Origin of the sequence: Pseudomonas sp. NPDC090233, assembly GCF_044772285.1 — a bacterium.
Lineage (GTDB): Bacteria > Pseudomonadota > Gammaproteobacteria > Pseudomonadales > Pseudomonadaceae > Aquipseudomonas.
Window position 1 is genome coordinate 155,392 of record NZ_JBIVYQ010000002.1, and the last position, 25,752, is coordinate 181,143.

Genomic DNA, 25,752 nt, shown 5'->3' on the forward strand with positions numbered 1-25,752 from the left:
CCTCTTACTAACAAGAAGAAGCAGGGGGGCGTCGAACATGCGCATTATCGCCTTGGCGTTTTTGCTGTGCATGGCCAGTGTCAGCGAAGCAGCCCAGATGCCGTTGTCCGTTCTGCCGGGTGGTGCGGTGATCTACAAGCCCATCCAGAGCATTCGCGAGCGCAAGTTCGCCGACCTGGTCCAGCAGAAAACCGACTTCAGTTGTGGCGCGGCGTCGCTGGCGACCATTCTGCGCCAGGCCTACTGGCTGGATGTGGACGAACATCAGGTGATCGAAGGCATGCTCGAGCACGCCAACCAGGACCTGGTTCGCACTCAAGGCTTCTCGATGCTCGACATGAAGCGCTACGTCGAAAGCCTCGGCATGCGCGCACGCGGCTACAAGGTTGCACCAGACACCCTGCACAGCATCCGCATCCCCGTGGTCGTGCTGATGGACATTCGCGGCTACAAGCATTTCGTGGTCATGCAGAAAGTCGACAAAGGCTGGGTGTACATCGGTGATCCGGTGCTCGGCCACAAACGCTTCAAACTCGACGATTTCATCAAAGGCTGGAACGGCATCATCTTCGCCGTGATCGGCCAAGGGTACGACAAGGCCAACGCCCTGCTCGACCCGCCGCTGCCGCTGAGCGCCAAGAACCGCATCAGCAACTTCACCCCGGTGCAGGACGCCGAGTTGATGGACTTCGGTTTCATTCAAAGCGACTTCTTCTAAATCACGACAGTGGGCAAGACGCTCCGGGAGCACCCCATGAAGACTTCAATATGGCTGGCCGCCCTTTGCCTGGCCGCCAGCCTGCCGACCCATGCACAGATGTTCAAACCCATAGAACTGAAGGACCAGGAGCTGGATAACTTGCGCGGGCGCTACGTACTCCCCGGGCGGATCGTCAGCTTCGGCATCGTCATGACCAGCACTTGGCAAAATGCCAATGGCGAGGTGATCGGCGCGACGTCTGCGATGCAAATCCAGCAAAACACCATCAAGCCGCAGTTCTATGTGTCGATGATCAATGAAAAAGGTATCGGCGCAGGGCAGCAAAACCAGGGCACCGGTACGGTGACCGGCGGCAGCGGCCTCAATACCACCGAAGGCGTCACCCAGGTGGTGCGCGCCGCCGGTGACTACAACAGCGCTTACAACGATGTCGGCATCAATGTCACCAAGGGCAATGAAGCGCCCGCCACACAGCCGCAAGGCCAGGCCCTGGCAGCAGGCACGACGCTGGTCGGCGCCAATGGCGCAGGTTCGCTGAGCGTTACCGCCAGCGGTACCGGCGTACAACTGGGCATCGTCGCCAACAACAACCAGGGCAGCACCCTGCAGCGCCTGGGTCAGGGCGGCCTGATGCAGAACACTACCCTGCTCGGCGCCAGCAATCAGGTGCGCAACCTGACCCAGCTCAATGTGGTGCTGCGCGATGCCCCCGCTGCGGCTGGCTCGATGAATGCCAACCTCGATCAACTCAAAGGCCTTCGCAATTCGGGATACTGATCTACGCTCAGTCTCATCGCACAAGTAGTCAGAAGGGACGGCTAATCCATGCACCGTTTGTTGACGTTCAGAGCTATCGTTTGTTTGACAACCCTGGCCCCGGCCACTCTGCTACAGGCGGCAACCGACCCTCAGGTCGAAGCACTCAAACAGGAGCTGATTGCGCTCAAAGAGCGCTACGAAGCGCAGCAAAACGCATTGATGGTGCTGGAGCAACGGCTGCGGCAAGTGGAGGAAGCCCCGCCTGCACCCGCACCCAAGCGTCTGACCAAGTCGCCCGCCGAGGGCGTGAAAGGTGGTCAGACCGTTGCCGCCGGGGCTCCTGGCACCACGGGTAGCTCCTATGGGCAGTCGCTGCAGGACGATTCGGAGCCTGCACAAAGCGTGTCGAACCTGTACGACGAGGCCAGCGGCTTCTTTGGCGGCGGCAAGTTCAGTGTCGAAACCGGCCTGACCTACACCCACTACGACACCCGCGCCCTGACCCTCAACGGCTTCCTGGCCCTCGACTCGATTTTCCTCGGCAACATCAACATCGACCGCATCAAGGCCGACAACTGGACGCTGGACCTCACGGCTCGCTACAACGTCGACCAACGTTGGCAGTTCGACATCAACGTGCCAATCGTCTATCGCGAATCGACCTACTCTTCGGGTGGCGCGGGCGGTGCGGCCGGGGTGAGTTCGGACGGTACGGTGACGCGCGACCCCACCATCGGCGACGTCAACTTCGGGGTGGCCTACAAGTTCATCGACGAATCGGAGAACTGGCCTGATGCCGTTGCTACGCTGCGGGTGAAGGCACCGACCGGCAAAGATCCCTATGGGATCAAGCTCATCCAGGTGGCCGGCAATGACAACCTGGCCATCCCCGAAGACCTCCCGACCGGCAACGGCGTGTGGGCAATCACGCCCGGGATCTCGCTGGTCAAGACCTTCGACCCTGCCGTGCTGTTCGGCAGCCTGTCCTACACGTACAACATGGAGGACTCGTTCAGCGACATCAGCCCGCAGGTCAACACCAAGGTGCCGGGTGACGTGAAACTGGGCGACTCCTGGCAGATCGGCGGTGGTATTGCCTTCGCCCTGAACGAAAAAATGAGTATGTCGTTCTCGGTCACCGACCAGTTCTCACGCAAGAGCAAGATCAAACCCGATGGCGGTGACTGGCAGTCGATCACCAACAGCGACTACAACGCCGCCAACTTCAACATCGGCATGACCTTCGCCGCCTCCAACAACCTGACAATCGTGCCCAACCTGTCCATCGGACTGACCGACGATGCACCGGACTTTTCCTTCAGCCTGAAATTCCCCTACTACTTCTAACCCCCCGGAAACCGGGCCCACAGCGGGCCCGGCTTTTGGTAACAGACCTTGTAGCCAACCGCTTTCCTGGACCCAGCCTGTTATCATCGCGCACAGATATGTGACGGTTTAACGGCAATTAAGGAAAGTTTTCGTGAAAAACCTGCTTGGCCACCCGCATGCCCGGCTTGTCGCCCTGGTGACCCTGGTGCTGGTGATTCCCCTGGCTGCGCGCGCTCTGCTGGGTTGGTCCAACCCGTTGGGCTACGTCTCCGACCTCGCCGTGGGCGGGCTGCTGGTTCTTCTGCTGCACCGTCGCCCGTGGTGGCTGGCCTTGCCCGTGCTGCTGGCATGGGCCGCGTTGTGGGTGGCGTCGGCCGAGCTGGTCAGCGCTGTCGGCCGGCTGCCGAACAGTGCCGACCTGGGTTACCTGTTCGATCCGCAATTCATGGAAAACTCCACCGGTGGCGGCCTTGCCCATGCCTGGCTGCCCTGGGTCATGGGTGCTGGATTGCTGGCCTGGGCGATGGCGTCCTGGCGCAATCGAGCCCAGCGCGGGGCTCCACTGGGGTTCACAAGCGTGGCCTGTACGCTTGCACTGTTCGGCGTGCATTGGGGCAGTCAATACCTGGCGCCGTCCGATGCCGACCAATGGCGGCAGTACAACCTCCCCCACCAGCTCCTGTCCGCGGGTGTCACCGACCTGCAGCAGGGGGCCTTGGACTGGGCCGGTAAAACGCATCCGGTCACACCGCTACCCAGCGCCGGGCTGACCCAGGCCGACCTGCATGGCCAGAAACTGCTCAGCGCCCCCGGTAGCGCCCGCAATCTATTGGTGATTACCGTCGAAGGCATTCCCGGTGCTTATGTGCGCCCCAACCGCCAGGCGTTGCACAGCCGTTTTGACGAAGACCTGATGCCCAACCTCAGCCGCTGGGCCGAACGCGGCATGAACACCCCCGACTACGTGCTGCATACCCACCAGACCATCCGTGGCCTGTACGCCATGCTGTGTGGCGACTACGACAAACTGGCCAATGGCACGCCCAAAGGCATGGAGCTGCTTACCCAGCAGCAGCGCAACCAGGCCTGCTTGCCAGCGCAACTGCACAAGGCGGGCTTTACCACGCATTATCTCCAGGGTGCGGGCCTGCGCTTCATGGCGAAAGACCGGATCATGCCGCACATCGGCTTCGATTCGGTGCATGGTCAGGAGTGGTTCAGCAACGAAAACTACCTGGAGTTCCCTTGGGGCAAGGATGATCGGGCATTTTTCGAAGGTGCGCTGGAATACGTGGGCCAGCTACGGCAGCAGGAGCGTCCATGGATGCTCACCCTGCTGACCGTAGGCACTCACCAGCCCTATTCTGCGCCCGCCGAGTACCTGGAGCGCTACGACACGGCCAAGCAGGCAGCGGTGGCCTACCTGGATGATGCGATCGGCGCGTTTCTCGACAACCTTGAGCGCCAGGGCGTGCTGAAGGACACACTGGTGGTGGTGACTTCAGATGAATCTCACGGCATCGACGGCGTGCGGCTGGCGTCCTCCTGGGGCTTCAACCTGACCCTGGCACCGGAGCAATCGCAACTGCCGCACATCAAGCAAGGCACCTATGGCCACGTCGACCTGGCCAACTCCTTGCTCGATTACTTTGCCTTGCCAATACCGGTTGCGCTGGCCGGGCGCTCGATGTTCCGCGATTACGACACTGGCCGGGAGATGATTTCCTACACCAACGGCATGCTCCGCTATCACGACGGCCAGGGCGTGTTCACCGAATGCGACTTCCAGCAACGCTGCCGCCGCTATGCCAGCGAAGGCTTCATCGCCGATCAGGCCAGGTACCTCGGCCCCGGCGACCGCAGCCTCGGCCCACAGCTCACGGCCCTCGCCAGTGTGCTTGATCAATCGCTCCTGCAAACGCCGCTGAACCTGCGTTACCAGTTCGGCGGCCCTTCTGCCATCCAGCTGCAAACACAGATACGTGATGACTGGGCCGATAACCTGATTGGCGCGCAGTACATGGAGATGCCCGAAGGCACACGCACGCGGGTGCGGGTCAAGGTACGCGCACTCGACCCGCGACACGCTGCCTATATCCAGCTCAAAGCCAAGGAACGCGAACAGGACGTGCCGCTGGGGTTGCCCGAGGAGATCAGAGTGACCACCGAGGAGCCGCTGGAAATGGAGTTCGGCTTCGATAACCCGACGGTACGCAAGGCGTTTTCCTTCCACTTGCTGGGGTATGGCGGCGGTGAGGTCGAGGTCAGTGATTTCAGCGTGATCACGGCGTTGCCGGATGAGGAAGAATCCGTTGAAGCATTATCGGACGGGCACATTGCCCATTCGAGCTGACCGGTAGGCGATGCCCGCCTCTGCTCCGGGCGGCTTCAGCGTATCTGGTGCTTGTGCAACAGCCGGTAAAAGGTAGGCCGCGATACCCCAAGTACCTTCGCGGCAATGCTCATGTTGTTGCTGTGGCGGTCGAGCACATCACATAACGCTTGGCGCTCGGCACGGTGCTTGTAGTCTTCCAGAGTGCCCAAGGGCTGTTCTTCCTGCTCCAGCACATGCAGGCCCAGGTCCTGAGCCTCGATCTGCCTGCCCTCGGCCAATACCAACCCGCGGCGCACCCGGTTGGCCAGCTCACGCACATTGCCTGGCCAGTTGTGGCGGCCCATGGCAGCCAGGGCATGGTCACTGAATGTACGTGGCCGGCGGCCTGTTTCCAGACTGTAGAAATGCGAGAAATGGTTGGCCAGCATCGACAGGTCGCCGTGCCGGTCGCGCAGCGGCGCCGTCACCACCTGCAGCACGTTGAGCCGGTAATACAGATCCTCGCGAAAGCGCCCTTGTTCGATGGCGCGCTCAAGGTCCACGTGCGTCGCTGCAAGGACCCGTACATCGACCGGGATCGGCTGGCTGCCGCCGACCCGCTCTATATGCTTTTCTTGGAGAAAACGCAGCAAGTTTGCTTGCAACTCCAGTGGCAGGTCGCCTATTTCGTCCAGGAACAGCGTACCGCCATGGGCCGCTTCGATACGCCCGACCTTGCGCTGATGCGCACCGGTAAACGCACCCTTTTCATGCCCGAATAGCTCGGACTGTATCAAATGCTCAGGGATCGCCCCGCAATTGATGGCGATGAACGGCATTTCCTTGCGCTGCGACTGCCGATGCAGTGTACGTGCGACCAACTCCTTGCCAGTGCCGCTTTCACCGCGTATCAACACCGGCGATTCAGTGGGCGCCAACTTGCCCAGCAGCTTGCGCAACTCAAGAATCGGCCGACTGTCACCCAGCAACTCGTCTTCCAGGCCATCGATCGGCACCGCCCCTTTGCCCCGCAGGCGCGCCATACCAAATGCCCGACCGAGCGTGACCATCACACGGGAAACGTCGAACGGCAGCGTATGAAAATCAAAGAACCACTCACAGACGAAGTCACCGACATTCTGCATCCGCAGCTGCTCGCCATTGAGCACCGCGATCCATTCGGTATTGCTGCGCTTGATCATGTCCTTGACCGCGTCCGGGTGACGCAGGTGCGACTCCTGCAGCCGTAGCAAGCCGATATCGCAGCGATGCTCCAACGCCAGGTCCAGGCTACAGCTGTGAACATTCCAGCCGGCACTTTCAAGGCCAGGCAACAGACGGTGGCAATCGTCGCAGGGATCGACGATGAGCAAGCGGCGAAGGGAGGCGGTTTCGTGCATGACCGTTCCTTGGCGCCAAATTGTGGTTTTTTACGTGAAAACAGTAAGTTGCGGCGCCTGTTTAACAGTAGCAACGAACATGGCGGCGCCCACTACCGTTTGTCTGCCCAATTCTGTCGCATCAGGGCGGGTCGGGAATTTTTCAAATTTATCAGCGTCACAGGCGGCGCGGTGCAATAAAAAATTAAGTCGCTGCAAAAAATTTACAAAAACTGTGTGACTCCGCCCCCAACTTGGAGCATCAGTACGAATAACCCCGCGCTGCAGATCGCGATACCCTGAAGCGACGTTGCAGTAATGCGGACTTGAATTTCGATGTTTGGGACCATAGAGAGACCGAACCATGAATGCCCCGCTCCGTGTCAACGAAGCCCTGCTGATCGCCGACCACGCCTTCGAACCCTTCCAGTGCGTCGCCTGGGATGCGCCCAACGGTACTGGTGAGCTGAGCCTGGCCGTGATCGACCGGACCAGCACCCGCATCGGCAGCAAGCAGGTATCCTCGCATATCTATTCCGACCCAGCGCAATGGGCCAGTTTGATCGAGGAAGTACGTGCCGAACTGTGCCAGAAAGGCTATGACCTGCAACCTTGGTCGATGCCCAAGTAATATCAAGGTTTACCTGCAAGTGCGTGCGAGCACGCACTTGTGCAACTTCTCCAATGCCCATGAGGCAACTTTTCTATTGCGACATAGTGTCGCGGCATCCCTCGCGAAGTGACTTAGTCCTTTATCCTGAATTGCTCAAGATGCTGGTAATCGGCTTGTAACTCCATGGCCAATTGCCGCGCCCGGCCCAGCCGAACTGGCGCCAATTCCATGTCCACCAAGACTGTCGCGCAGGGCATGGGTTGCACTGCACTCCAACGCTGCAATCGGCCGTCGGTAAACACCAGGCAACGCTGCAATTCGTGTGGCTGGGCCTTTTGCCGCGCCTGCAACCAACGCCGGGCTTGCCCCAGGGCAGCAAGCAACGGCGTGCCGCCACCGGCACCCAAGGCGTTTAGCCAGGGCTGCAGCGAGGCAGAGGCTTTCAGGCCATGGCGCTGCCACTGCGGCGCCCCGCCACTGGCGGTCAGCAACGCCAGCCGAGCGCGCTGCCGATAGGCCTGATCGAACAACTCGGCCAACATCCCTTTGCTCTGTGCCAGCGCCTGGTGGCGACGGGTGGACGCCGACGCATCGACAATGACCAGCCACAATTCGCCGGCTTGAGCCCGGCGCTGCTGCCAGCAGAGGTCCTGACGCTGGCGCGGGCGCCCTTTGAGCAGGGTCGCAAGCCAGGCCACCCGCCCCTTTTGCGCCGCGCGCGCACGGCCACGGCTGGCGCCTGGCACGTTGCCGACTCGGGGCATGGCATCCGCCACCTTGCCGGGTGGGCGGATGCTCAGGGCTTTTTTGCCCAGTTCGGCACCTCGCGCCGGGCGCCGCTGGCTACCGGCTGTGCCGGCAGCGCGCCCCAATCGCCCTGCCCGCATTGATTCAACGCTTCCTGTCCGCCTGCTTGAGGTGGCATCGAGGGTGGCTCGATTGCAGGCGACTCCCGGCGACGATGGCGCAGGGCGAACTCCGCCACCGCATCGACATCACTCTCCTCGATGGACTCACCACCTCGCCAGGCGCAATGGGCACGGGCGGCACGCAACCAGACCAGGTCGGCGCGCAGGCCATCGACCCCGGCTGCGAAGCAACGCTCGGTAATCCAGGCCAGGGCCTGGTCGTCCAAGGCAATTGCCGACAGGGCCTGTCGCGCTGCCTGGCAGCGCTCACGCAACTGCGCCTGAGCCTGAGCCCATTGCGAGCAGAAGGCCTGAGGATCGGTATCGAAAGCCAGGCGACGACGGATGATCTGCTGACGCGCAGCGGGTGCTGGCAATCCTTCGAGCACCACGTTCAAGCCGAAGCGGTCGAGCAATTGCGGGCGCAATTCGCCTTCTTCGGGGTTCATCGTGCCGATCAAAACAAAGCGCGCACTGTGCCGATGGGAAATACCGTCCCGCTCGATGCGGTTGGTGCCGCTGGCAGCCACGTCCAGCAACAGGTCGACCAGGGTGTCGGGCAGCAGGTTGACTTCATCGACATACAGCACGCCACCATCGGCCTGGGCCAGCACGCCCGGTGAAAACTGCGCCTTGCCTTGCCCCAGTGCGGCATCGAGGTCGAGCGTGCCGACCAGCCGCTCTTCGCTGGCACCCAGCGGCAAGGTCACGAACGGGCCTTCGTCGAGCAGGTCGGCCAGGCCGCGGGCCAAGGTACTTTTGGCCATGCCACGCGGCCCCTCGATCAGGACGCCGCCAATCTTCGGGTCGATGGCGGTCAGGCACAAGGCCAGCTTGAGGTCTTCGGCACCGACCACGGCCGCCAGGGGAAACTGCACGGGTTCACTCATTTCAAGCCTGTTCCTCGCCGTCGAGCAATTGCTCTTCCAAGGCTTCGCGGTAGTCACCGGGGGCTTCCCAGAGGCCCCGTTGCTGGGCCTCCAGCAGACGCTCGGTGAGGTCACGCAAGGCCTCGGGGTTGTGCTCGCGCATGAAATTGCGGGTCGCCGGGTCGAGCACGTAGGCATCGGCCAGCGACTGGTAATGATGGTCGTCGATCAGGTGCGTGGTCGCGTCGAAGGCGAACAGGTTGTCGACCGTCGCCGCCAGTTCGAACGCTCCTTTATAGCCATGGCGCTTGGCGCCGTCGATCCACTTGGGGTTCAAGGCGCGGGCGCGGATCACGCGGTTCAGCTCTTCCTTGAGGGTACGGATGCGCGGCCGGTCCACCTGGCTGTGGTCGCCGTGGTAACTGGCCACTGCGCTGCCCGACAAGGTCTCGGAGGCGGCCAGCATGCCCCCCTGGAACTGGTAATAGTCGTTGGAATCGAGCAGGTCGTGTTCGTGATTGTCTTGATTCTGCAGGACCGCCTGCACTTGACCCAGGCGCCGAGCGAACTGAGCCCGCGCGGGTGTGCCTTCGTCGCTGGCGCCATAGGCATAGCCACCATGGTTGAGGTACACCTCGGCCAGGTCATCACGGCTGTGCCACAGGCGGCCGTCGATGGCATTCTGCACCCCGGCACCATAGGCGCCCGGCTTGGCGCCGAAGACACGCCAACCGGCCTGGCGTGCAGCTTGTTCAGCCTGCATACCTTGCGCCTGCAAGGTTTCACGCTCGCTGCGCACCCGCGCGGCCAGGGGGTTGGCGTCATCCGGTTCGTCCAGCGCCGCCACCGCCTGCACTGCCGCATCGAACAGACGAATCAGGTTGCCGAAGGCATCGCGGAAGAAGCCTGAAACACGCAAGGTCACATCCACCCGCGGACGGTCGAGCAGGCTCAACGGCAGGATCTCGAAGTCATCGACACGCTGGCTGCCGGTAGCCCATACCGGCCGCACGCCCATCAGTGCCATGGCTTGGGCGATGTCGTCGCCGCCGGTACGCATGGTCGCGGTGCCCCATACCGAGAGACCGAGTTGGCGCAAGTGATCGCCGTGGTCCTGGAGATGGCGTTCGAGGATCAGGTTGGCCGAGGCGAAACCCAGGCGCCAGGCCGTGGTGGTGGGCAGGTTGCGTACATCCACGGTATAGAAGTTGCGGCCGGTGGGCAGTACATCCAGGCGCCCACGGCTGGGTGCACCGCTGGGGCCGGCCGGCACGAAGCGCCCGGCCAGGGCTGCAAGCAATCCGTTGATTTCAGCGGCCCCGCAAGCGTCCAGGTTGGGCGCTACCTGCTCCAGCAAGGCTTGCACCACCTCGTACACTGGCTGCCAGTGAGCCTCGGCGGGCAATTGAAGGGTACCGTTCAGCGCTTGCTCGATAACTTGCAGCGCCAACAGCTCAAGGCGCTCGCGGGTGTCACCGCAAGTGCGCCATGCTGATTCGCTGATGGCTTGCAGCAGCGCTGGGCGCGGGCCAGCCCAGTTTTGCCCGAGGTCGCAATCCAACGGGTCGAAGCCCAGCGCCAGGGCCTTGGCGAGCGTGCGCAACACGCTGGCATTGCCGCCCCGGCCATCGCCGCGCTCTACCCGCAGCAGCGCCAGCAAAGTGTCGATCCGCAGGCGTGCCTGCGGGGACTCGCCAAATACATGCAAGCCGTCGCGAATCTGCGATTCCTTGAGGTCGCACAGGTAGGTATCCAGGCGCGGCAGCCACACAGCGGCATCTTCCAACTGGCCTTCCAGCTTCAGTTCGCGGTCGATGTGGTTGGCCTTCACCAGGTCAAGAATGTCGCCCTGCAGTTCCCGGGCGCGCCGTGGGTCGAGCATCTGCGCTTCGTAAAACTCATCGGCCAGTTGCTCCAGATGGCGCAGTGGCCCGTAGGTTTCGGCGCGCGTCAGCGGCGGCATCAGGTGGTCGATGATCACCGCTTGGGTGCGGCGCTTGGCCTGGGCACCCTCGCCCGGGTCGTTGACAATGAAGGGGTAGATGTTCGGCAGCGGGCCCAGCAGCGCATCGGGCCAGCACTGGGCAGACAAGCCGACGCCCTTGCCGGGCAGCCATTCGAGGTTGCCGTGCTTGCCGACATGGATGACCGCATCGGCGGCGAATGCATGGCGCAGCCAGAAATGGAATGCCAGATAGCCATGCGGCGGCACCAGGTCCGGATCGTGGTACACGGCACTGGGGTCCACCTGATAGCCACGCGCCGGCTGGATACCGACGAAGGTCAGGCCAAATCGCAGGCCAGCGACCATCAGGCGGCCGTTGCGGTACATCGGGTCCTGCTCGGGCGGGCCCCAACGCTCCAGCACGGCCTGGCGGTTAGCTTCGGGCAGACGGTCGAAGGCAGCCTGGTAATCCGCCAGGCTCAGGCTCTGTGCGCAAGGGCGCTGGTCGAGGTGTTCGAGATCGTTGGTGACACCGCCAAGCAGCTGATGAATCAGCTGTGTGCCGCTGCTGGGCAGTTCGGCCAGCGGGTAGCCTTCAGCTTGCAGGGCTTTGAGGATGTTCAGGGCCGCTGCGGGCGTATCCAGCCCGACGCCATTGCCGATGCGCCCATCACGGGTCGGGTAGTTGGCCAGCACCAACGCCACGCGCTTCTGCCCATTGGGCAGGCGCGCCAGCTCGACCCAGTGCCGTGCCAGTTCGGCGACGAAGTCCATGCGCTCGGGGTGGGCGCGGTAGCAGACCACGTCGGACTGGCTGCGCTCACTGCGCCAGGCCATGTCCTTGAAGCTCACCGGGCGGGTGATGATGCGCCCATCCAGTTCTGGCAAGGCAATGTGCATGGCCAGGTCGCGAGCGCCCAGGCCCTGCTCGCTGGCCTCCCAGCCGGGTTGGTTGTCCTGCGCGCAGATCGCCTGCAGCACCGGGATGTCGCGCCGGAACGGTCGCAGGTTGGGGCGTTCCGGACTGGACAGGGCAAAGCCCGTGGTGTTGATCAGCACCTCGGCGCCCACTTCATCCAGCCAGTGTTCAACCTGCTCCAGGCAGGCGCTTTCCTTGAGGCTGGCGACGGCGATCGGCAGCGGGTTGAGCCCGGCGGCCAGCAGCCGTTCGCAGAAAACGTCGATGAACGCGGTGTTGGCCGCCTGCAAGTGCGAGCGATAGAACAGCAGCGGCGCCACCGGATGTTCCGGATGCCATTGGGCGTACCAGTCCTCCAAGGCGGCTGCGGGGATGTGCGGGTGGTAGATCGAGGTGCGTGGCAATGGCTGCGGCGCGTCCCAGCTGTAATCGCGGCCCAGCCACTGGTTGGCCAGGCACTTGAACAGGTTGACTGCGTTGGCCTTGCCGCCTTGTCGCAAGTAATGCCAAAGGCGCTCGGCCGGCTCGCCAGTGACCGTGCCAAGCCCGGTCAGCTCAGGGTCGGGACGGTCGTCACCGGGCACCAGGATCAACTGTACGCCGCGCGAGGCCAGTTCGACCAATTGCTCGACTCCATAGCGCCAGTAGCCGACGCCGCCGTGCAACGACACCAGAATCACCTTGGCATGGCGCAGCACCTCGTCGACGTACAGGTCGACCGAGGCGTGGTTCTGCACTTGCATGGGGTTGGCCAGGCGCAGGCTGGGGTAGTCATCCGGCAGTTGCTCGGCGGTTTCGGCGAGCAATGCCAGGTGCGAATCGCCGCTGCAGAGGATCACCAGTTCGGCGGGCGTCTGGCCGAGGTCGGCGATGCTGTCGTCCGGCACGAAGCCGCCGGGCTGGGTCCGCAGCAGGTGCATGAGTCAGGCGCCCAGGGCTTGGCGCAGGCGCGCTTCCAGTTGCACGGCATCGAGGGCCTGGCCGATCAGCACCAGGCGGGTGATGCGCGGTTCGTCGGCACGCCAGGCGCGGTCGAAGTGCTTGTCGAAGCGGGTGCCCACACCCTGCACCAACAGGCGCATCGGCTTGCCGGGGATGGCCGCGAAGCCCTTGGCGCGCAGGATGCCGAACTCCACCACCAACTGGGTCAGCGCATCGAGCAACAGGGCTTCGTCAGCTTCAGGCAGGTCGATGGAGATGGAGTCGAAGGCGTCATGGTCGTGATCGTCATGATCGTCGCCGTCGTGATGCGAGTCATGGTGCGTACGGCGGCCATCGATGTGCGCCTCCGACTCGGCGCCCACGCCCAGCAGCACTTCCAGCGGCAAGCGCCCGCTGCTGGCTTCGATCACCTTGACCGCTGGCGGCAGTTCTTCGGCAACCTCAGCGCGTACTTTGGCCAGGCCCTCGGCGTCGATCAGGTCGGCTTTGTTCAGCACCACCAGGTCGGCGCTGGCCAGCTGATCGGCGAACAGCTCATGCAGGGGCGATTCATGGTCCAGGTTAGGGTCGAGCTTGCGCTGGGCATCGACCTGGTCCGGGTAGGCGGCGAAGGTGCCGGCGGCTACGGCTGGGCTGTCGACGACGGTAATGACGGCGTCAACAGTGCAGGCATTGCGGATTTCCGGCCACTGGAAGGCTTGCACCAGCGGCTTGGGCAGGGCCAGGCCGCTGGTTTCGATGAGGATGTGATCGAGGTCGCCGCGGCGCGCCACCAGTTCGCGCATCACCGGGAAGAACTCTTCCTGCACGGTGCAGCACAGGCAGCCGTTGGCCAACTCATAGACGCGGCCGCTGGCCTCTTCCTCGGTGCAGCCGATGCTGCACTGCTTGAGGATTTCGCCGTCGATACCGAGCTCGCCGAATTCGTTGACGATGACTGCGATGCGGCGGCCCTGGGCGTTGTCGAGCATGTGCCGGAGCAAGGTGGTCTTGCCCGAGCCGAGGAAGCCGGTGACGATGGTGACGGGGAGCTTGGCCAGTGTTTTCATGTCGCGTTGCCCTTGGCAGGATGGCGCGGGCATGCGGGACGAAAGCCGCAGGCCAGATGGCCGGGCTCGTTCGCCACCGGATCACCCCGCCCGGTTGAAAGTCGAAAACGTCGCGAGGCAGGTCTCCTGGCTTGCACCGTTCCGGCCCCTCTTTGAACAGGGCTGGCGGGATGACGCCTTCCCGCGCCTGGGCGCAGTGGCTGTGTCGATCCGTCTTGGTGCTTACAGTTGCGGGGGCAGCCGCGGCTTGTACCGCGTTCCCGTCTTAGCTTCGGCGTGGCCGAAGAACCTCGAAGCGGCAAGGCTACGCGGGGGGGTCGGGATGGTCAACTCATGGCTTGAGATTTGTATTGCTCTTGAGATCGAGCGCCGCCCACGCGGCGCATCGCGGATGAATCCGCTCCTACGGTTTACCTACGGCCAATTGACGCAAACCCTCCCCCGTGCTCTCCTTACACCTCGCGTTCAGGTGCCCCCACGGGGGTGAAACGGGAAACCGGTGCGTCGCAGGCCCTCACCAGGGTGCGACAAATCCGGTGCTGCCCCCGCAACGGTAAGCGAGTGAAGCGTCTGGACCACTGTGCCACGCAGTACGGCATGGGAAGGTGACGCTTTACCAGGAGCCCTGCTCCTCCTCGCAAGCCCGGAGACCGGCCTGGCGTTCATGAACACCCCGCGGTGGGCGGGCGCTGTCGCATTCCCCTGGGCCTTGAGGTCCGGGGTTGTCGCGCTCGCCTGTGCCCCGTTGCCCATACAAAAGCAAAGCAGAGGAAAGCGTCATGCCCATCACCAGCACCAAGCACGCCATCGCCACGCCCGTCACCCTCAGCCAGCGCGTGGTCATCGCCGCCGGCGCCAGCCTGCTGGGCCTGTGCCTGGTCTACTTCGCCGGTTTTTCGCACCTCGAAGCCGTGCACAATGCCGCGCACGATACCCGCCACAGCGCCGCCTTCCCCTGCCACTGAGACCGCCCCATGATCAAGCGCATTGCCCGCACCGCCGGGTTCAGCGGCCTGCTTGCAGCCTTGCTGCTTACCCTGCTGCAAAGTTTCTGGGTGGCTCCGTTGATTCTGCAGGCGGAAACCTACGAATCGGCGGCGCCTGCCGTCGAGCAGCACAGCCATGACGGTGAAGCAGCCGTTGCCCATGAACATGCGGGTGGGCATGAACACAGCGAAGAGGCCTGGTCGCCCGAAGATGGCTGGCAGCGCATCCTCTCCACCACCGGTGGCAACCTGGTCGTCGCCGTCGGCTTCGCACTGATACTCGCTGCCCTTTACAGCCTGCGTGAACCCAACCGCGTCAGCACTGGCGCACTGTGGGGCCTGGCCGGCTTCGCCGTGTTCTGCCTGGCGCCCACCCTGGGCCTGCCGCCTGAGCTTCCGGGTACTGCCGCCGCCGACCTCGGCCTGCGTCAGAGCTGGTGGATCGGTACTGCTGCCAGCACCGCCGTCGGCCTGGCGTTGCTGGTATTTGCCCGGCACTGGCTGCTCAAGGCGCTCGGCGTGGTATTGCTGGTGATGCCCCATGTCATCGGTGCACCGCAGCCCGAAGTCCATGCAAGCCTGGCCCCTGAAGCACTGGAAACCCAGTTCAAGATCGCTTCGTGGCTGACCAACGCCGCCTTCTGGCTGGCCCTGGGACTGCTCAGTGCCTGGTTGTATCGCCGCTCAAGCCAAGCGTGATGGCCTGCCAACAGCCGCAGCTGGCGCTGTACGCCGGCTTCGGTTGCCGCCGGGGCTGCCCAGTGGACGTTCTCGACACCCTGCTGCGCCAAGCCCTGGACAGCCATGGCCTGGCGCTGTCAGCCTTGCAAGGCATCGCCAGCATCGCTTTAAAAGCCGACGAGCGTGGCCTGCGACAACTTGCCAAACGTCACAACCTGCCATTGGTGATCTTCGACGCCACCCAGCTACAGGCGTTCGAGCCCTTGCTCAGCCACCGCTCCGCGCAAGCCTTCGCCCACAGTGGCTGCTATGGGGTTGCAGAGAGCACGGCGCTGGCCCTGGCGCACCTCAATCACGGCAGTACCCAGCTACGGGTGCCACGGCAAACGCTCGGCGCCGCTACCCTCGCCCTCGCCTGCGGCGAATAATCGCAACATCCAAGGATTTTTCATGACGGTCTACTTCATTGGCGCCGGCCCCGGTGACCCCGAGCTGATAACGGTCAAAGGACAACGCCTGATCCGTCAATGCCCGGTGATCATCTACGCCGGCTCCCTGGTACCCGCCGCCGTACTCGAAGGCCACCAGGCTGAAACGCTCATCAACAGCGCCGAATTGCATCTGGAACAGATCATCGAGGCCATGCGCACAGCGCATGCAAAAGGCCAGGACGTGGCCCGTGTGCACAGTGGCGACCCGAGCCTGTATGGTGCCATTGGCGAGCAGATCCGCCACCTGCGCGAGCTGGGTATCGACTACCAGATCATCCCTGGGGTAACGGCCACCGCCGCCAGCGCCGCCTTGCTGGGCTGCGAGCTGACGCTGCCGGAGGTGGCGCAGACCGTCATCCTCACCCGTTACGGCGACAGCTCACCGATGCCAGCCGGGGAACAACTGGGCGATCTTGCCCGCCATGGCAGCACCTTGGCCATCCACCTCGGGGTCAAGCACCTGGCGCGCATCGTCGACGAACTACTGCCCCATTACGGCAGCGGCTGCCCTGTGGCCGTGGTGCACCGCGCGACCTGGCCGGACCAGGACTGGGTGCGCGGCACCCTCGGCGACATCGTAGAGCAGGTCGCCGCCAAGGGCTTTCGTCGCACTGCACTGATCCTCGTCGGCCACGTGTTGGGGGACGCGCCGTTCGCCGCCTCCGCCCTGTATCGCGCCGGCCATGCACACCTCTATCGGCCAGGCGACTAACCGTTGCCAAGCACCCAATGGCCGGAGCAGACTCCAGGTTCCTGACCACCGACTGGAGTCATGCCCATGCTGGCGCTACGCCCCAATTGCGAATGCTGTGATGCCGATCTGCCGGGCGATAGCCCTGATGCGCTGATCTGCTCGTTCGAATGCACCTTCTGCCGCCATTGCGCCGACACCCGTTTCAACGGTTGCTGTCCGAACTGCTCCGGCCAATTGCTAGCCCGCCCCACCCGCGTTGGCCAGGCCTTGAGCAACAATCCTGCTTCTACTCAGCGTGTACTGAAACCCCACGCCGCCTGTAAGTAGCCAACCATTCCAGCATCGTCGAATTCGGCCCAAAGATGCCCGCATTCAGGCATTTTTGTAGGATTTTTCACCAACTCTGACCTCTTTAGTCAACAGATCTATACTCGCCATTACCAAGGCGTCGGAATGGCCGTATCGTGCTGCGCTGAAGAAAGATCTTGCAGACGTATTCCTGACTTACCCAGGGAAACGGCCCACATTCCGACAGGAGTTATCTACATGACAACCGTGCTGATCGTCGACGACCACTCTACTGTTCGATTTGCTGTACGCATGTTGCTTGAGCGAGAACGTTTTCAAGTCATAGGTGAAGTCGACAACGGCAGTGAAGTGGCGCAGGTAGCACGCAAGCTGCAACCCGATGTCGTGGTCCTGGACATCGGGCTGCCCGGCCTCGATGGGATGGAGGTGATCAAACGCCTGCAGCAGCTTGAGCATTCACCCAAGATCATGGTACTGACCGGCCAGGCCACCGACCTGTATGTACGCCGCTGCCTGGACGCCGGTATTGGCGCATTCGTTACCAAGAGCGAAGACCTCGACGCCGTCGTCTTTGCGCTGAAAGCCCTGGTCAAGGGCTATTCCACCTTTCCGCAGATGGCAGTCAACAGCAATACGCTGGACAGCGAGCCGACACGCCTGGGCAGTCTGTCCAACCGTGAGATGGAAGTGCTGCGACGGCTGTCCAACGGCGAAAACAACAAGCTCATCGGCAGCGAGATGAACCTGAGCGCCAAGACCATCAGTACCTACCGAGGCCGCATCATGGACAAGCTAAAGACCGAGTCACTGGTAGAGATGGTGGATTTGGCCAAGCGCAACAAAGTCAACTGAGCGCAATCATCATGAAGCGCGCGCTGGCTGGCCTGCTAATAGCTATCAGCCTGGCCTGCTGCCCTCCTGCAACGCTGGCTGACGCCGAGCCGCGTCAGTTACTGGCGCGGGCTATCAGCGCCACGCCGCCGTTGCAACTGGACGCTCAAGATCGCCAGTGGCTGCAGCAGCGCAAGGTTCTTCTGCTGGGCAGCTCGCGGCCCGACTATCCACCGTTCGAGATCAACATTAGCCCGGCTGACTATGAAGGCCTGAGCGCCGACTACGCCGGGCTGATCGCCGAACTGTTGGGCGTACCGATCGAAGTCAGGCGCTTTGCCAGCCGCCATGAAGCGATCGCCGCCCTGCGTGAGGGCAGCATCGACTTGCTGGGCAGCTCCAACGCTTTCGAAGCCGCCGATGCCCAGCTCAGCCTCAGCCTGCCCTATGCCGACGATCTGCCGGTCATCGTCACCCGCGAAGGGCGTACGCTAAAGCAAAACAGAGACCTGGCAGGCCTGCGCCTGGCGATGGTCGATCACTACCTGCCGGGCGAAACCGTTCGCAGTCTCTACCCCAATGCGCAGTTGAGCTTCTACCGTTCTACCCTGGCAGGCCTTGCCGCAGTCGAGCTGGGCGAAGCCGACGCTTACCTCGGCGACGCGATCAGTACCGACTTCCTGATCGGCAAAAGCTACCAGGGCATGGTCAAGATCGACCATTTCTGCCAAGTGCCGGCCGCGACCTTTTCCTTTGCCCTGGCCAGTGACAACCCACGCTTGCGGCGCTTGATCGATGCCGCCCTGGCGAGGATCAACGAAAGCGAACGGTTGAGCATCCTGCGCCGCTGGACCAGTGGCAACACCAGCCTGCTGCTCGAGCGCCACCTCTCCGCTCTCACGGTTGAAGAACAGGCCTGGATAGACAGCCACCCCACCGTTAGCGTTCTGATTGACACCGCACTCGCGCCCTTGACGTTCAACGATAACCAGCAGCGCGCCAGCGGTATAACCATCGACCTCCTTGAGCAAATCACCTTGCGTACCGGCCTGCAGTTCAAGCTTATCGAACGCACTGCGGTACAGACCATGGTCGAACAGGTGGCACGCGGCGAAGCGCAAATGATCGGCGCCTTGGGCTATGGCGCCGAGCGCGCCAAACAGCTGCGCTACACCCGCCCCTATCTGGTCAGCCCCAGGGTACTGGTCACGCGCAGCCAGGCCGCCTGGCCATTGCAGGCCAGAAGCCTGGATGGGCAGCGCATAGCCCTGCTGCGAGGGTCACCCTTGCGAGACGATGTGCAACGCCATTACCCGCAAGCCACAGTGGTCGAAGTGAACAACCCGCTGAGTTTGATGGAAGCCGTGGCCAACGGCGAGGCGGACGTCGCCTACAGCAGCCACATCAACGCGGCGTACTACATCAACCATGTCTTCAAGGACAAATTGCGCATTGCCAGCGTGCTGGGAGACGACCCGGCGGTCGCCGCGTTCGCTGTCGCTCCCGACCAACCGCAATTGCAGGCCATTCTTGACAAGGCCCTGCTGAGCATTCCGCCGGAAGAGCTCGACCAGCTGATCAATCGCTGGCGCAACAGCACCCTGGTCAGTGACAGCCCATGGCGCAATTACCGCACGCTGGCCCTGCAAGTGCTGGTGCTGTCCGCATTGCTGCTGGCTGGCGTGGTGTTCTGGAACAGCTATCTGCGCAAGCTGATCCATCAACGCACCGAGGCCCAGCGAGCACTCCAGGCGCAGTTGGCGCTCAGCCGCGGCCTGCTTGAACAGCTGCGCCAGGCCAAGGACGATGCCGAGCAAGCCAGCCAGACCAAGAGCACGTTTCTGGCGACCATGAGTCACGAAATCCGTACCCCCATGAACGCAGTCATTGGCCTGCTCGAACTGGCGCTGGAAGACAGCCGATCCGGTCATTGCGACGCATTGGCGCTGCAAACCGCACACAATGCGGCCGTAGGCCTGCTGGAGCTGATCGGCGACATTCTGGATATCTCACGCGTGGAATCGGGTCACATGACCCTGCAACCGGTGGCGACCGACCTGGTCGAGCTGATCCGCAGCACCCTCAGGGTGTTCGAGGGCAATGCGCGAAGCAAAGGCCTGCGCCTGCAGGACGAGCTCCCAAATGGCCCGGTATGGGTGCTGGTAGACCCCACTCGACTCAAGCAGATCCTTTCCAACTTGCTGAGCAATGCCATCAAGTTCACCGACCACGGCGAGATTCAAGCCACCCTCCTGCTGAAGCCGCAGAGCGCTGGCAGTCTCGTGCATGTGGAGCTCAACGTGCGGGACACCGGTATCGGCATCGGCCTGGAGGACCAGGCTCGTCTGTTCAATACGTTTGCACAGGCCAAAGGTCCCAGGTCGAGCCAGGGCGCCGGCCTGGGTCTGGTGATCAGCCGGACCTTGGCAGAACTCATGGGCGGCACCTTGAGCCTGCAAAGCGTCGAAGGCGTGGGTACCCGGGTGCTGGTAAAAATGGATCTACCCATCAGCGAACCACCTATCCCTGTCGAACCCGCCCTGCCTGCTCAGGAGGTCGCAACTGGGCCATTGAACATTCTGGTAGTCGACGATTACCCGGCCAACCTGCTGCTTCTGGAAAAACAACTACACAGCCTTGGCCATCGGGTAACCCTGGCCGAAAATGGTCAAACGGCGCTGGCTCAATGGCAAGCCACAAAATTTGACATGGTCATCACCGACTGCAGCATGCCGTTGATGGACGGCCACGAGCTCACCCGCAGGATTCGCCAACAAGAGCGAGCACTTTCCATTCCCGCGTGCAAGATTTTGGGCGTCACGGCCAATGCCCAAGCCGAGGAACGAGCACGTTGCCTGGCCAGTGGCATGGATGACTGTCTGTTCAAACCGATCGGCCTGCGTGCACTCAACCTTCACGTACCGCAGGCTCGCCCGGAGCAGAATACATCGAAGCCCACAGCAAGCGGCTTCAACCTGAATGAACTGCGCCACCTGACCCAGGACGATGACCAGTTAGTGCGACGCCTGCTCGAACAACTGGCGCACAGCGCCAGCGAAGATCTTGCCGCGCTGCACGCGCTCGGCACTGCCCCGGATAACGACGCGGTGCGCACGGTTACCCACCGCATCAAGGGCGGCGCCAAAATGCTCAAGATGCGGGGTGTGGTGGGCGAATGCGAGGCTATCGAACAGGCGCAGGTCCAAGGCCTGCCCACCGACGCGCTGCGGCTGCAGCTAATCACCAGCCTGCAACACTTGCAGCACGAACTGGACGAGGCCCTCAGTGCAATTGCAGCGTCGAATTGATCTGGCTGATCGCGTCGACCACATGGCGAGAACCCTGCTGGATCTCCATGATCACCGTGCCGGCCTCGTTGGCAAGCGCAACGCCTCGCCCCGTGCGGGTCAGGCTGGACTGCATGCTGGCCACTGCAGTGAGTGAGAGATCGTGGTTCTGTCGCACCACATCGACGATCTCCAGGGTGGCCTTGCTGGTTCTGGCGGCCAGGCTGCGCACTTCATCAGCGACCACGGCGAAACCGCGGCCATGTTCACCCGCGCGAGCGGCTTCGATGGCGGCATTCAAGGCCAGCAAGTTGGTCTGATCGGCGATGCCGCGAATGGTCAGGACGATCTGCCCAATCACATCCGATTGCTTGCTCACTGCGTCGATGCTGCGCGCCGCGTCGTTGAGTTCCTGGGAAATCTGCTCGATCACCTCAACCGTCTGCTGCACCACCTCGGTGCCCTTACGTGCGCAGGCATCGGTCTGCACTGAACTGGCGTGGGCTGCATCGGCGGCGCTTTGCTGAGTGCTGACTTGCGCGGTGATGTCGCTGGCGAACTTGACCACCTTGTACAGCCGCCCCTTACTGTCGAAGATCGGGTTGTAAGAGGCTTCCAGGTACACCGTCTGGCCTTGTTTGTTAACACGTTCGAAGCGGTGCGAGTGGTACTCGCCACGGTTCAGCGAAGCCCAGAACTCACGGTAGCTGGCAGACTCGCGCTCATGCGCCAGGCAAAACAGCCCGTGGTGCCGGCCAACCACCTCTTCCAGGCGATAACCCATGGTGGCGAGGAAATTCTGATTGGCTTTGATGACCCGCCCCTCGGGGGTGAACTCGACCACGGCCATGGACCGGCCAATGGCCTTGAGCAGGCTTTGGCTCTCGTGCTCATCCTTTACACGCTGGCTGATATCGGCCGCCACTTTGATCACGCTGGTGACTTGCTGGCGTTCGTCAAGCACCGGCATGTAGCTGGCCTCCAGCCACACCTCACGGCCAGCCTTGTCGACACGCTCGAACGTGCCGCTGATGGCCTTGCCCTCCCCCAGTTCGCGCCACAGTTGCTGGTATTCGGCGGTCTTGGCGTAAGCCGGATCGCAGAACAGCCGGTGATGCTTGCCGCGCAGTTCCTCAACGTTGTACCCCATTGCCTGACAGAATTGCGCATTGGCGTCGAGAATGGTGCCGTCAGGCGCGAACTCGATCATGGCCATGCTACGGCTGATCGCCGCAAGCTTTGCCTGGGTTTCGGCAAGGGCTTGGCGAGTACGCTGAATTTCGATCAAATCAGACTTGCGATGAAAATCGAACATGGCGCCGGGGTCCTTTATGCGCGGGGTTTCCTGAGCATAGATCGGCGCCGCTGGCATGCAAGCACACTGCTATCACTTAGTCATTAGTGACAAAGAAAAGTCAGGAGCTTTCGCGCACCATCAATTCAAATCCCAGGTCTTGCTGCTCGGTAGCCACACGCTTGCCGTCGAGCAACGCCAGCAAAGCCTGCGCCGCACCCCGACCAACGGCAGCCCGTGGCGTGCGTATGGAGGTAAGGCGCGGGACCATGTGTGCCGACGCTGGCAAGTCATTGAAGCCGACCATCGCCACCTGGCGTGGCACGTCGATACCCTGGCGCAACGCCTGTAACACTGCGCCCTGGGCAAGGTCGTCATTACAGAAGAAGATGCCATCCACATCGGGCGCCTGGGCCAACAACTGGCTGAACAGCTCGCTGCCCAGGGCAATGGACGAAGGCTGCGGCGACAGGACCTCCAATTCCGTGTCGGCCATGCCGGCTTCGGCCAGCGCCTGGCGGAACCCTTCGGCACGCTGCATCACCCGTGGATCGAGCTGCGCGGCGATGAACGCCAGGCGTCGCCGGCCACGCTCAAGCAAGTGCTGCGCCGCTGCACGCCCGGCCTGCTGCTGGGAAAACCCGACAGACAACGCACCGGGCTGACCGCCCAGCTCCATCATGTGCACGCAAGGCACCCCGCTGGCCGCCAGCATCTGCCGCGCGGCATCGCTGCGGTCGAAACCGGTCAGCAGCATGCCGCACGGCTGGTACGCCAGGTAATTGCGGATCAGGTTTTCTTCTTCGTCGACATCGTAGTGATAGTTGCCAATCAGCACTTCAAGGCCGCGAGGGCGCATCACCTCGTGAATGGCTTCCAGAGTGTCGATGAACAACTGGTTGGATAGCGAGGGAATCAGCACCACCACCGACTGGCTGCGCGCGGACGCAAGCGCACGGGCCGCCGGGTTGGCGACATAACCCAGGCTGGCCGCGGCGGCCGCCACCTTTTCTACCAGATCCGGGGCAACGGTGCTGACCCCGCGCAACGCGCGCGAAGCGGTAATCGGGGAAACCCCGGAAAGCCTGGCGACTTCTGCCAGGGTGGGACGACCGGTGGTGCGGGAGCCTGATCGGGACATGAATGTTGTATTTTTACTACTTGCAAGGGAAGGGAACGGCCACTAAGGTAGCGCTGTCTCAGGACGCAGGCAATGTAATCTTTGGTGGTGGCCACTACACGCCCTCTGCCAAGCGTCCATACTGCGTAACGACAAGATCAATAACACCGGAGAGGTGGCGTTTCGTCTGCGACGAGACAGCGCTATCTCATCCCGCAGGAGGTACTGATGAATTCTCCCCTGTCCGCCATTGTGGTGATGGGCGTAGCCGGTTGCGGCAAAAGCAGCATGGGCGCCGCCATCGCAAAAGAAAGCGGCGGCCGCCTGATCGAAGGCGACGCGTTCCACCCTGCCGAAAACATCCAGAAGATGAGCGCTGGCAATCCCCTGAACGACGACGACCGGGCTGGCTGGCTGGTGCGCCTCGGCCAGGAGCTGCAAGCCACGGTCAAGGCCGGCGAGCGCCCGATCCTCACCTGCTCGGCACTCAAGCGCAGTTATCGCGAAACGCTGCGCGATGCGATGCCGGGACTGGTATTCGTGTTCCTCGAACTCACTCCCGCCGAGGCCGAAAAGCGCGTACTCGCCCGCCCAGGACACTTCATGCCGGCGAGCCTGATCGACAGCCAGTTCGCGGCCCTTGAGTCACCGCGCGGCGAACCGCTGACCCTGGCCTTGGATGCCACGAAGCCCATCGTAGAGCTCGCCAGATCGGTCGAAGAATGGCTAAAGACATGCGGTGAGCGGAGCCTGGCGCGGACCGCCTGATCCAGGCAGTTCTTCCGGCTCACCGAAGACAGCGCTGTCTCGACGCCTGAGCGAGGCGAAAGTTCAACTAAAGCAACGCCAAAAACAACGATAAGACCGAGGCCTTAAAACCATGTTCGGACTGGCTACAGACACCTACCTGCTGCTCGATGCCCTGGTAACCATCATCGGGCTGATCCTGCTGATCACCCATTTCAAGGTCCACCCCTTCGTCGCCCTGACCATTGCCGCGGGCTTCCTCGGCCTGACCTCCGGCATGCCGGTGGCCAAGGTCATGAAATCGTTCCAGGACGGTTTCGGTGGCGTGCTCGGGTTCGTCGGCATCGTCCTTGCCCTGGGCACCATGCTCGGCAAGCTGATGGCCGACTCCGGCGGCGCCGACCAGATCGCGCAAACGTTGATACGCGCCTTCGGCAAGAAGAACGTGCACTGGGCCATGATGTTCGCCGCCTTCCTGGTGGGCATCCCGCTGTTCTTCGAAATCGGCTTCGTGCTGCTGATTCCGCTGGTGTTCATCGTTGCCCGGCGCTCGGGCGTATCGCTGATCAAGATCGGCATCCCGCTGCTGGCAGGCCTTTCCGTGGTGCATGGCCTGGTGCCTCCGCACCCGGGCCCGCTGCTGGCGATCGGCATCTTCAAGGCCGACATCGGCAAGACCATCTTCTACGGCCTGCTGGTGGCGCTGCCCACGGCGATCATCGCCGGCCCCTTGTTCGGTAACTTCATCTCCCGTTACATCCCCGGCAACCCATCGCAGGAACTGATGGACCAGATTGCCAAGGAGTCGGATCAGAGCAACCTGCCAAGCTTCACCATCACCCTGGTCACCGTGCTGCTGCCGGTGGTGCTGATGCTGCTCAAGACCTTCGCTGACGTGGTGCTGCCGGCCGAGCATATCGTCCGCCAGTGGATGGACCTGATCGGCCACCCGATCACCGCCCTGCTCGCCGCCCTGCTGCTGGCCTTCTATACCTTTGGCTCGGCGCGTGGTTTCAGCCGCCAGCAGATCATGAAGATGCTCGACCAGAGCCTGGCGCCGACCGCAGCCATCGTGCTGATCGTCGGCGCGGGCGGCGGCTTCAAGCAGATGCTGGTCGATACCGGTGTCGGCAACGTGATCGGGCAGATGGCCGTACAAGCGGAAATTTCCCCCATCATGCTGGCCTGGCTGGTGGCGGCGGTAATCCGCATCGCCACAGGTTCCGCGACTGTCGCCACCATCACCGGTGCCGGTATCGTCGCCCCGGTGATCGACCTGGTGCCTGGGGTCAACCGGGAACTGCTGGTGCTGGCCACCGGTGCCGGCTCGCTGATCCTGTCCCACGTCAACGATGCCGGTTTCTGGCTGGTCAAGCAGTACTTCAACATGACCGTGGCCGAGACGTTCAAGACCTGGAGCATGATGGAGACCATCCTGTCGGTGGTTGGCATCATCTTCATCATGGCGCTGTCGACGGTGGTGTGACCGCTCATCGGGGTGATCGCACCTTAGCGCTTGGGGTAGGGCCGAACGGAAGTACAAGCCCTACCTCGCAAAGGAGCCT

Annotated in this window: 21 protein-coding genes, 1 pseudogene and 2 riboswitches; of the genes and pseudogenes, 14 read left to right on the forward strand and 8 right to left on the reverse strand. The window is 62.7% G+C overall.

The window, feature by feature from the left end:
* The first annotated feature begins 37 nt into the window (after window positions 1-37).
* The 4 genes from ACIQUF_RS05195 (at window position 38) to ACIQUF_RS05210 (ending at window position 5,162) form a co-directional block, all read left to right on the forward strand.
* Window positions 38-718, forward strand: coding sequence for a C39 family peptidase (locus tag ACIQUF_RS05195; RefSeq protein WP_403129153.1), 681 nt, complete (start codon window positions 38-40; stop codon window positions 716-718).
* 36 nt (window positions 719-754) lie between these two features.
* Window positions 755-1,498, forward strand: coding sequence for a hypothetical protein (locus tag ACIQUF_RS05200; RefSeq protein ID WP_403129155.1), 744 nt, complete (start codon window positions 755-757; stop codon window positions 1,496-1,498).
* Window positions 1,499-1,546: 48 nt separating this feature from the next.
* On the forward strand, window positions 1,547-2,827 hold the full coding sequence (locus ACIQUF_RS05205) for a hypothetical protein (RefSeq protein WP_403129157.1): 1,281 nt from the start codon (window positions 1,547-1,549) through the stop codon (window positions 2,825-2,827).
* Between the two features lie 133 nt (window positions 2,828-2,960).
* Complete coding sequence (locus ACIQUF_RS05210) at window positions 2,961-5,162, forward strand: LTA synthase family protein (RefSeq protein WP_403129159.1); 2,202 nt, start codon at window positions 2,961-2,963, stop codon at window positions 5,160-5,162.
* Window positions 5,163-5,197: 35 nt separating this feature from the next.
* Here the strand turns inward: ACIQUF_RS05210 and ACIQUF_RS05215 are convergent, their stop codons facing one another.
* Entirely contained in the window at window positions 5,198-6,523 is a 1,326-nt protein-coding gene (locus ACIQUF_RS05215) for a sigma 54-interacting transcriptional regulator (protein WP_403129161.1), read from the reverse strand.
* Between the two features lie 343 nt (window positions 6,524-6,866).
* Here ACIQUF_RS05215 and ACIQUF_RS05220 point away from each other — a divergent pair, with 343 nt between their 5' ends.
* A complete protein-coding gene (locus ACIQUF_RS05220) occupies window positions 6,867-7,133 on the forward strand; it encodes a hypothetical protein (protein WP_400803234.1) in 267 nt (88 codons plus the stop codon).
* 113 nt (window positions 7,134-7,246) lie between these two features.
* Here the strand turns inward: ACIQUF_RS05220 and ACIQUF_RS05225 are convergent, their stop codons facing one another.
* The 4 genes from ACIQUF_RS05225 to cobW are packed head-to-tail and all read right to left on the reverse strand — an operon-like array spanning window position 7,247 to window position 13,747.
* Entirely contained in the window at window positions 7,247-7,879 is a 633-nt protein-coding gene (locus ACIQUF_RS05225) for a VWA domain-containing protein (RefSeq protein WP_403129164.1), read from the reverse strand.
* Between the two features lie 32 nt (window positions 7,880-7,911).
* Window positions 7,912-8,913 (reverse strand): ATP-binding protein, encoded by a 1,002-nt coding sequence (locus ACIQUF_RS05230; RefSeq protein WP_403129166.1) that lies wholly within the window; start codon window positions 8,911-8,913, stop codon window positions 7,912-7,914.
* A gap of 1 nt (window position 8,914) precedes the next feature.
* Window positions 8,915-12,676 carry a cobaltochelatase subunit CobN gene (gene cobN, locus ACIQUF_RS05235; protein ID WP_403129168.1) on the reverse strand — a complete coding sequence of 1,254 codons (3,762 nt, stop codon included), beginning with the start codon at window positions 12,674-12,676 and terminating at the stop codon, window positions 8,915-8,917.
* A 3-nt stretch (window positions 12,677-12,679) separates the two neighbouring features.
* Window positions 12,680-13,747 carry a cobalamin biosynthesis protein CobW gene (cobW, locus tag ACIQUF_RS05240; protein WP_403129170.1) on the reverse strand — a complete coding sequence of 356 codons (1,068 nt, stop codon included), beginning with the start codon at window positions 13,745-13,747 and terminating at the stop codon, window positions 12,680-12,682.
* A 98-nt stretch (window positions 13,748-13,845) separates the two neighbouring features.
* A riboswitch (cobalamin riboswitch) is annotated at window positions 13,846-14,055 on the reverse strand.
* A 142-nt stretch (window positions 14,056-14,197) separates the two neighbouring features.
* Window positions 14,198-14,421, forward strand: a riboswitch (cobalamin riboswitch).
* A gap of 105 nt (window positions 14,422-14,526) precedes the next feature.
* On the opposite strand from cobW, the gene ACIQUF_RS05245 reads away from it, so the two are divergent.
* From ACIQUF_RS05245 to ACIQUF_RS05275, 7 genes are all read left to right on the forward strand, one after another.
* Window positions 14,527-14,712 carry a CbtB-domain containing protein gene (locus tag ACIQUF_RS05245; protein WP_403129172.1) on the forward strand — a complete coding sequence of 62 codons (186 nt, stop codon included), beginning with the start codon at window positions 14,527-14,529 and terminating at the stop codon, window positions 14,710-14,712.
* 9 nt (window positions 14,713-14,721) lie between these two features.
* Window positions 14,722-15,432, forward strand: a complete 711-nt coding sequence (locus ACIQUF_RS05250; protein WP_403129174.1) for a CbtA family protein — start codon at window positions 14,722-14,724, stop codon at window positions 15,430-15,432.
* Window positions 15,432-15,842: a cobalamin biosynthesis protein gene (locus ACIQUF_RS05255; RefSeq protein ID WP_403129176.1), complete on the forward strand. Its 411-nt coding sequence runs from the start codon at window positions 15,432-15,434 to the stop codon at window positions 15,840-15,842. Before ACIQUF_RS05250 ends, ACIQUF_RS05255 begins: the two co-directional genes overlap by 1 nt.
* A 22-nt stretch (window positions 15,843-15,864) precedes the next feature.
* On the forward strand, window positions 15,865-16,617 hold the full coding sequence (cobM, locus tag ACIQUF_RS05260) for a precorrin-4 C(11)-methyltransferase (protein ID WP_403129178.1): 753 nt from the start codon (window positions 15,865-15,867) through the stop codon (window positions 16,615-16,617).
* 66 nt (window positions 16,618-16,683) lie between these two features.
* Complete coding sequence (locus tag ACIQUF_RS05265; RefSeq protein WP_403129180.1) at window positions 16,684-16,926, forward strand: DUF1272 domain-containing protein; 243 nt, start codon at window positions 16,684-16,686, stop codon at window positions 16,924-16,926.
* Window positions 16,927-17,145: 219 nt separating this feature from the next.
* Window positions 17,146-17,760, forward strand: coding sequence for a response regulator (locus ACIQUF_RS05270; protein ID WP_403129182.1), 615 nt, complete (start codon window positions 17,146-17,148; stop codon window positions 17,758-17,760).
* 11 nt (window positions 17,761-17,771) lie between these two features.
* The gene (locus tag ACIQUF_RS05275; protein ID WP_403129184.1) at window positions 17,772-21,047 is read left to right on the forward strand and encodes a transporter substrate-binding domain-containing protein; all 3,276 of its coding nucleotides are present in this window, start codon (window positions 17,772-17,774) and stop codon (window positions 21,045-21,047) included.
* Here the strand turns inward: ACIQUF_RS05275 and ACIQUF_RS05280 are convergent.
* The 3 genes and pseudogenes from ACIQUF_RS05280 to ACIQUF_RS05290 all read right to left on the reverse strand — a co-directional run bounded on the left by ACIQUF_RS05280 (window position 21,022) and on the right by ACIQUF_RS05290 (window position 23,461).
* Window positions 21,022-21,516: a methyl-accepting chemotaxis protein gene (locus tag ACIQUF_RS05280; RefSeq protein ID WP_403130292.1), complete on the reverse strand. Its 495-nt coding sequence runs from the start codon at window positions 21,514-21,516 to the stop codon at window positions 21,022-21,024. The two genes, ACIQUF_RS05275 and ACIQUF_RS05280, sit on opposite strands and share 26 nt — an antisense overlap.
* Before the next feature lie 42 nt (window positions 21,517-21,558).
* Window positions 21,559-22,398 (reverse strand): annotated as a pseudogene (locus tag ACIQUF_RS05285) (PAS domain-containing protein); the annotation flags it as partial.
* A 43-nt stretch (window positions 22,399-22,441) separates the two neighbouring features.
* On the reverse strand, window positions 22,442-23,461 hold the full coding sequence (locus ACIQUF_RS05290; RefSeq protein WP_403129186.1) for a LacI family DNA-binding transcriptional regulator: 1,020 nt from the start codon (window positions 23,459-23,461) through the stop codon (window positions 22,442-22,444).
* 207 nt (window positions 23,462-23,668) lie between these two features.
* Between ACIQUF_RS05290 and ACIQUF_RS05295 the strand changes: the two genes are divergently transcribed.
* Window positions 23,669-24,208 (forward strand): gluconokinase, encoded by a 540-nt coding sequence (locus tag ACIQUF_RS05295; RefSeq protein WP_403129188.1) that lies wholly within the window; start codon window positions 23,669-23,671, stop codon window positions 24,206-24,208.
* A gap of 112 nt (window positions 24,209-24,320) precedes the next feature.
* Entirely contained in the window at window positions 24,321-25,673 is a 1,353-nt protein-coding gene (locus ACIQUF_RS05300; protein WP_400803204.1) for a GntP family permease, read from the forward strand.
* Window positions 25,674-25,752 lie beyond the last annotated feature (79 nt).